9 protein-coding genes are annotated in these 7,040 nt (G+C 71.1%); 3 read left to right on the top strand and 6 right to left on the bottom strand.

Features of this window, described 5'->3' with window-relative positions:
• Positions 1 to 155 precede the first annotated feature (155 nt).
• Positions 156 to 839 (bottom strand): hypothetical protein, encoded by a 684-nt coding sequence (locus tag ACFWM7_RS31925; RefSeq protein WP_383267333.1) that lies wholly within the window; start codon positions 837 to 839, stop codon positions 156 to 158.
• A 198-nt stretch (positions 840 to 1,037) separates the two neighbouring features.
• Between ACFWM7_RS31925 and ACFWM7_RS31920 the strand changes: the two genes are divergently transcribed.
• Positions 1,038 to 1,571, top strand: coding sequence for a hypothetical protein (locus tag ACFWM7_RS31920; RefSeq protein WP_383267330.1), 534 nt, complete (start codon positions 1,038 to 1,040; stop codon positions 1,569 to 1,571).
• Positions 1,572 to 1,588: 17 nt separating this feature from the next.
• Here ACFWM7_RS31920 and ACFWM7_RS31915 read toward each other — a convergent pair whose 3' ends face one another.
• The 3 genes from ACFWM7_RS31915 to ACFWM7_RS31905 are packed head-to-tail and all read right to left on the bottom strand — an operon-like array spanning position 1,589 to position 3,979.
• On the bottom strand, positions 1,589 to 2,365 hold the full coding sequence (locus ACFWM7_RS31915) for an enoyl-CoA hydratase/isomerase family protein (protein WP_383267327.1): 777 nt from the start codon (positions 2,363 to 2,365) through the stop codon (positions 1,589 to 1,591).
• Positions 2,366 to 2,368: 3 nt separating this feature from the next.
• The gene (locus ACFWM7_RS31910) at positions 2,369 to 2,821 is read right to left on the bottom strand and encodes a Zn-ribbon domain-containing OB-fold protein (RefSeq protein ID WP_383267325.1); all 453 of its coding nucleotides are present in this window, start codon (positions 2,819 to 2,821) and stop codon (positions 2,369 to 2,371) included.
• Between the two features lie 9 nt (positions 2,822 to 2,830).
• Positions 2,831 to 3,979: a lipid-transfer protein gene (locus tag ACFWM7_RS31905; RefSeq protein WP_383267322.1), complete on the bottom strand. Its 1,149-nt coding sequence runs from the start codon at positions 3,977 to 3,979 to the stop codon at positions 2,831 to 2,833.
• A gap of 99 nt (positions 3,980 to 4,078) precedes the next feature.
• Between ACFWM7_RS31905 and ACFWM7_RS31900 the strand changes: the two genes are divergently transcribed.
• Positions 4,079 to 5,647, top strand: coding sequence for a FadD3 family acyl-CoA ligase (locus ACFWM7_RS31900; RefSeq protein WP_383267336.1), 1,569 nt, complete (start codon positions 4,079 to 4,081; stop codon positions 5,645 to 5,647).
• Positions 5,648 to 5,684: 37 nt separating this feature from the next.
• The gene (locus tag ACFWM7_RS31895) at positions 5,685 to 5,933 is read left to right on the top strand and encodes a hypothetical protein (RefSeq protein ID WP_383267319.1); all 249 of its coding nucleotides are present in this window, start codon (positions 5,685 to 5,687) and stop codon (positions 5,931 to 5,933) included.
• A 91-nt stretch (positions 5,934 to 6,024) separates the two neighbouring features.
• On the opposite strand, the gene ACFWM7_RS31890 is transcribed toward ACFWM7_RS31895, so the two are convergent.
• Together ACFWM7_RS31890 and ACFWM7_RS31885 are read right to left on the bottom strand one after the other, a co-directional pair.
• On the bottom strand, positions 6,025 to 6,423 hold the full coding sequence (locus ACFWM7_RS31890; protein WP_383267317.1) for a type II toxin-antitoxin system VapC family toxin: 399 nt from the start codon (positions 6,421 to 6,423) through the stop codon (positions 6,025 to 6,027).
• On the bottom strand, positions 6,420 to 6,698 hold the full coding sequence (locus tag ACFWM7_RS31885; protein WP_383267314.1) for a hypothetical protein: 279 nt from the start codon (positions 6,696 to 6,698) through the stop codon (positions 6,420 to 6,422). The genes ACFWM7_RS31890 and ACFWM7_RS31885 overlap by 4 nt, the downstream gene beginning before the upstream one ends.
• Positions 6,699 to 7,040: the final 342 nt, after the last annotated feature.

Raw genomic sequence — 7,040 nt, 5'->3', positions numbered from 1 at the left:
GTCCTCAATCGCCGGACGGGCTCGATCGAGCCCGACCGGCGATCACCCAGCCCGTCCGGCGATTGAGGACGGAACCCTTGCTCGGGAGGGCGGCGAGGCTGCGTGACTCCAGCCCGTCCGGCGATTGAGGACGGAACCCTTGACGGGGGCGGGCGTCAACCCTGCGGCGGCCGGTGCGGCGGGTGTACCGGATCCCGGGGGTCGTCCTCCGGGTGCGGGGCGGCCTGCGGATACGACCGCGTACGGGGATCACGGGAATCGGGCCCCGTGTACGGCTCCACCTCCGGCTCCGGCCACGGCGACGTCTGCACCGACATCCCCGGCTCCTGCGTAGGCGGCCACGTATCCACCTGATCCGCCGCCGGCACGGCAAACGGCTCCACCGGCTCCCGCTCCCGCTCCCGCACCGGCCTCCGCTCCCGCCGGCCCCGCCGCCCGCTCATCAGCAATGCCCCGATCAGCATCAGCACTCCACCCGCCACCGCGTTCACCACCCCCACCTGCAACCCCGCCCCGTCCCCGCCCGCCGCCAGCTCCCCCGCCGCCTGCCCCTGGCGGACCATCCACAGGATCGTGAAGCCCAGCACCACCACGCCCGCGAGAGCGACCACGAGCCGCGACCGGAGCACCACACCCAAGCTCACGAGCAGCGCCGCCGCCAGGAACGGCAGCAGGATCGAGACCAGCACCCCCGACTCCACGGGGGTGATCCCCTCGAAGAGGTCCCGCACCCGGTAGTCCCACCCGGCCCGCCCGCCGTACCAGTCGCGGAACGGGCTCAGCACGGCGGAGGCGGCACCGGCCAGGGCGACGACGGAGCCGAGGATGTTGCGGATCATCGTCAGGCCTCCAGGGGCGTACGTGAACGGCCCCCGTCACCGACGCTACGCCGGGACGATCACCCCCGCCACGCAGACCATGACCGGACCGTGACAGGGTCATGACCTGAACAGGGAGTCCCGCACGGCATGCTGAGGGTCACACAGCACACCATCGGGCTCGACATACGGCAACGAAACTCAAGGGGGGCTGCATCCATGATGCGGCGACAGATGAAACTCGCGGCGGTCCTGGTCGTGGTGGTGCTCGCGCTCACCGGATTCACCACCACCTCCACCAGCGGCGGCAAGAGCAAGAGCGGAAAGAGCAGCAGCTCGGGCGGCGGTGGCTGCTCCAGCTCGAAGAAGAGCAACAACGGCTACCGCGACACGGACTACGACGACTACGACGACAGCTCCTCGTCCTCCGGCTCGTCCGGCTCCTCCTCGACCCCGACGCCCACCGCGTCCGACGAAGCCCTCGACATCCGGGTCATCCGCTGTGCCGCACCGCGCAAGGGCAAGCGCAAGGCGGTCACCTCGTCGCTGATCGAGGTCCAGGCGAACGACCGGTACACGCAGGACTACGAGATCGACGTGCGGTTCGTCGACGCCCGCGGCAACACCGTGGACACGGCCGAGGCCACCACGACCCTCGACAGCGGCGATTTCCGCACGCTCACCGTGCGGATGGAGAGCCCCGGCAAGGTGTCCCGGGTCAAGCGCTGCGAAGTGACCGCCAAGGTCGTCTGACCGCAGGGCACACCTGCTCAACGCACCCGAGGCTCCCCGCCCCCGCCCCGCGCCGCGAACAGCTCCGCCTGCCGTCCCGGGGGCAGGTTGCCCAGGGCGATCAGCGCCGGGGCCTGGGCCATCGCCTGGGTCCTGGCCGCCTCCTTCGCCGCCCACACCGCCCGGACCGTACCCTGCACCGCCTCCGTCGGGTACCCGGCGATCACCGCCGCCGCCCGCATGGCCGCCGCCACCGCGCCACCCGGCTCCGTCACCTCGCTGACCAGCCCGACCGCGTGCGCCCGCTCGGCGCTCACCCGTTCCGCGGTGCCCATCAGGGACATCCGGGCGACCTCGCCGTACGGCATCCGCTGGGCCATCGTGATCGCCTCGTACGCCGAGACCATCCCGTACGTCGTGTGCGGGTCGAAGAACGTCGCCTCCCGGGACGCGACGACGAACTCCGCCTCGCCCAGCAGGTAGAACGCCCCGCCGCAGGCCGTCCCCTCGACCGCCGCGACCACGGGCTTCCACAGGTCGTTCGCCTTGGGCCCGATGCGCAGGAGCGGGTCGTCGACGGCGTACGGGGAGGGAGGCTGCGGGACCTCGACCCCCCGGTCGATCCCCGTACAGAAGGCACGCGTCCCGGCCCCGGTGAGGACGGCGGCCCGGACGCTCTCGTCGTACCGCAACTCTTGCCACAGCGAGGCGAGTTCCCCGGCCGTCTCCAGGTCGATCGCGTTGAGCTTCGCCGGCCGGTCCAGGGTGACGAGCGCGACCCCGGTGTGCTTGTCCCGCTCGATGCGCAGGGCCATCGCTCACCGCTCCAGGAGCCAGCGGAGGGTGATGGAGCCGCTCGGCCCCGCCGGGCAGAACGCGGCCCGCACCGGAGCCCCGATCCGCAGCCGCGCCGGGTCGACGGAGTTCAGCGGCGCGTCGGGGGAGGCGACGACGTTTCCGGCCAGTCGAATGCGCGGGGCGTCCGCAAGCTCCACCAACACCGCGTTGTACGGAGCCTGTTCGGCGTACGCCGGGAGGAGCGGCGGGTGCGGGACGACGTACGACCAGAGCCGCCCGCGCCCGCTCATCAGCCGCCACTCACTGGCGAACGACCCGCGGTGCGGGCAGCAGGGCCGGGGCGGGAAGCGGAGCTCGCCGCAGGCGGGGGAGGCGCAGGCCTGGACGCGCAGTTCGCCGCGGGCGGAGTACTCCCAGAAGGGCGCGCCGTCCTCGTCGACGACGGGCAGCAACAGGGCATCGGACATGCTCATGGGATCGCCTCAACTCCTCAGCAGAACAGCGGATGTCGGCACACCCTCACCGGCGGTGACCAGGCAGGTGGCGGTGTCCGGCACCTGGGCGGTGGAGGTGCCGCGCAGTTGCTTCACGCCCTCGGTGATGAGGTTGAACCCGTGGACGTACGCCTCGCTGAGCCCGCCGCCGCCGGTGTTGATGGGCAGCCGCCCGCCGCTCTCCAGCGCCCCGCCCTCGGTGAACGCACCGCCCTCGCCGCGCGCGCAGAAGCCGTAGCCCTCCAGGGAGAGGGGGACGAGCGGGGTGAACGCGTCGTAAATCTGGGCCACATGGACGTACTCGGGTCCGAAGTCGGCCTGTTTCCACAGCTGTCGGGCGGCTGTCCAGGCGGGCCCGGTGAGTGGGTCGTCGTTCCAGTAGTTGACCATTCCGTGGTGCTGGGCGGGCAGCCCCTGGGCGACGGAGTGGAGGTAGACGGGCTTCTGCCGGCAGTCGCGGGCGCGCTCGGCGGAGACGATGACGCAGGCCAACGCCCCGTCGGTCTCCAGGCAGTTGTCGAAGAGGCAGAGGGGTTCGCTGATCCAGCGGGAGGTCATGTACATCTCGCGGGTCAGCGGCCGGTCGTACATGATCGCGGCCGGGTTCTGGTTGGCCCGGTTGCGGCAGGCGAGGGCGACGTTGAAGAGATGGTCGCGGGTGGTCCCGTACTCGTGCATGTATCGCCGGGCGAGCATGCCGATCTCGTCGGCGGGCCGCAGCAGGCCGTAGGGCCGGGTCCACTGTGCGGGGGTGGGGAGTTGGACGGCGGTGTTCTTCCACGGCCGGGGGCCCGACCCGCGTTTCCGCGACCGCCAGGCGACCCCGACGCTCGCCTGCCCGGTGGCGACGGCGGCGGCGAGATGGCCGAGGGTGGCGCAGGAGCCACCGCCTCCGTACCCGACCTTGCTGAAGAAGGTGACGTCCCCGGCCCCGATCGCCTTGGCGACCTCGACCTCGTCGGTCTCCTCCATGGTGTACGAGGCGAAGCCGTCGACCTCCGAGGGCGCGATGCCCGCGTCGTCGAGGGCGGCCAGGATCGCCCGGCAGGCGAGGGTCTTCTCGGACTCCGGGAGCCGTCTCGCGAAGGCCGTCTGTCCTATCCCGGCTATCGCCGTCGCGTCCTTGAGCGTCGCCATCCGCTGACCTCCCGCACTGTCGCGCCTGCTGACAGCGGCAGAGGCTACCGCTAACCTGACGGATAGTCAGCTAGTGCGGCGGCGGAAGGCGGGCGCGTGATGCGGGGCGACGAGGAGTGGGGCAGCATCCCAGGGCTGGTACGGGCGGCGGCGGAGCGCTACGGCCCGGCCGAGGCGGTGGCCGACGGCCGCACCCGCCTCTCGTACGCCGAGCTCGGCGACCGCGTGGAGCGCGCGGCGGCCGCGTGCATGGCCGCCGGGGTCGAGCCGGGGGACCGGGTGGCGATCTGGGCCCCGAACACGACGGAGTGGATCGTCTTGGCGCTCGGGGCGGTGAGTGCGGGCGCGGTGCTGGTCCGGCTGAACACCCGCTTCAAGGGCACGGAGGCGGCGTACATCCTGCGGCGCAGCCGGGCGAGGCTGCTGTTCGTGACGGGCACGTTCCTGGGCGCGTCGTACGTGGCGTCGTTGCGCCGGGCGGAGGTGAAACTGCCGGACCTGGAGCGGGTGGTGGTGCTGGCGGACACGGCCCCGGAGGACTACACGAGCTGGCCGGATTTCCTGGCGGCGGGGGAGGGGGTGGGGCGCTCGGCGGTACGGGACCGGGCGGCGGCGATCGCCCCTTCGGCCCCCTCCGACATCATCTACACCTCGGGCACGACGGGTGCCCCCAAGGGTGCGGTGATCACGCACGCGCAGACGCTGCGCGCGTACGAGATCTGGAGCGACCTGGCGGGCCTGCGCGAGGGCGACCGCTACCTGATCGTGAACCCGTTCTTCCACACCTTCGGCTACAAGGCGGGGATCATCGCCTGCCTGATGCGGGGCGCGACGATGGTGCCGCAGCCGGTGTTCAACGTGGACACGGTGCTGGCGAACATCGCGGCGGAACGCATCTCCGTCCTCCCCGGTCCGCCGACCCTCCACCAGTCCCTCCTGGACCACCCGGCACGCGAGGCGCACGACCTGTCGGCCCTGCGCCTGGTGGTGACGGGCGCGGCGGTGGTCCCCCTCCAGCTGGTGGAACGCCTGCGCAACGAACTGCACATCGCGACGGTCCTCACGGCGTACGGCCTCTCCGAGGCGAGCGGCATCGTCACGATGTGCCGCCGGGGCGACGCGCCGGAGGTGGTGGCCACGACGTCGGGCCGCGCGATCCCCGGCACCGAGATTCGCGTCCTGGCGGAACCGGGCACTCCGGGCGAGGTCCAGGTCCGCGGCTTCCACGTGGTGTCCGGCTACTACGAGGACCCGGACACGACGGCCGCCACGATGACCGAGGACGGCTGGCTCCGCACCGGCGACGTAGGCGTCCTGGACGCGGCGGGCAACCTCAGGATCACGGACCGGATCAAGGACATGTTCATCGTGGGTGGCTTCAACGCGTACCCGGCCGAGATAGAGCAGCTCCTTGGCCTTCACCCGGACGTGGCCGACGTGGCGGTCATCGGCGTCCCGGACCCCAGGTTGGGCGAGGTCGGCAAGGCGTACGCGGTCCGCCGCCGGGGCGCGACGCTCACCGCGGACGACCTGATCGCCTGGTCCCGCCGCGAGATGGCGAACTTCAAGGTCCTGAGGACGGTGGAGTTCGTCCCGGAACTCCCGCGCAATGCGAGCGGCAAGGTGGTGAAGGGGGAGCTGCGGGGATCACCGGATGGGAGGAAATGAGTGGGGCCGGCGAGTTTCCGGCGGCATGGTCGTGCGTATGGCAACCAAGAAGTACACCGTCACCCTGCCGGAGGAGCTGGCGGAGGAGATCCTGGCCGAGGTCGGCCCCGGAGGGTTGAGCGCGTACGTCACTCGGGTCGTCGAGCGCCGACGCGAGCAGGACCGGCTGGGGGAGCTGGTGGCATGGATGCAGAAGGAGTACGGCCCGCTCACCGAGGAGGAGCAGGCCGCGTCCGCCGCCGAGCTGCGCGACATCGAGCGGTGGTTCGAGGAGCGGGGCCTGTAGGTGTGGCGATCAGGCGGCTATCTCTGGCGGAACTGCACCTGTCGGAGGTCCGGGTCGGGAGTGAGTGGCCCGGCCGGGAGGGCCGGGGGCCTCAGATCTTTTCTGCTGTCACGCGAGGGTGGTCGGCCGTGAGGAGTCCGATGTCCTCCACGTCGGACGTCAGGATGGCCACCCGGCCAGGGTGTGCCAGAGCGGTTGCGCAGAGCAATGCGTCGATCGCGTATTTGTGGCCGTGCAGCCCGGCGTTTCGAAGCAGTGACGCGGCGGTGTGCGCGAGGGTCTGACTGACCGGTTCGACGCGTAGGCGTGACAGCGTCCAGGAGAGTGCGGCGGAATTGATCCGTGGGTGAATGACCTCGACCAGGACCACTGCCGAGGTGATGACCGGGATATCGGCGTCGCGGGCTGCCTCCAGCCATTCCTGAACCTCTCGGTTCCGCTGGACCGCCTGCGCGAGCCCTTCGCTGTCGAGGACCAGCGCACCGCTCACGCGGCTGCTCCGGCTTCGGGCGGGTTGCTCGTCAGCTTGGCGCGCTTGTCGGCCACGGCGCCGGGGTCGGCGGGTCCGTTGGTCGCCTCGAAGTCGGCGAGGAGCTCATCCAGGCCGTCCCGCTCGATCTGTCGTTGTGCGGCCATTTCGAGGTAGGCGGAGACGCCGCGCTTGCCGACCCGTTCGCGAATCGCGTGCAGGGTGCCGGCGGTGAGGGAGACGGAGATGCCACTGCTGGGGCCGTCTCCGGGGGGGAAGTCGAGGGCTTCAGCCATGGGCCCACTATAGCATTTCCTATGCTATAAGGCTGGTGTCGCCCGGACGCGTGTGAGGGGCCCGAGCGTTTCCCCCGTCTCGGGCCCCTCACACATTCCCCCGTACCGCGACCGCGGCGGCTCCCCCTCGGCGTCGCCGCGGCAGTTTCATGTCACCCCAGGGCTAGGGCTGCTCCCCCGACACGTGGTCGTCCTGGGGCTTTGCGACGTTCTTGTCGGCACCGGACATGTGGTCGTCCTGAGGCCTGACGACGCCCTTGTCTCCGCCGGACATGTGGTCGTCCAGAGGCTTCGGCTTGATCGTGGGCTTGTTGATGTCGCTCATGGTTCGCTCCAACGTGG

The sequence above is a fragment of the Streptomyces sp. NPDC058375 genome (assembly GCF_042723425.1).
Lineage (GTDB): Bacteria > Actinomycetota > Actinomycetes > Streptomycetales > Streptomycetaceae > Streptomyces > Streptomyces durocortorensis.
Note: the sequence above shows the minus strand (reverse complement) of the source record. Positions and strands in the feature narration are given on the sequence as shown.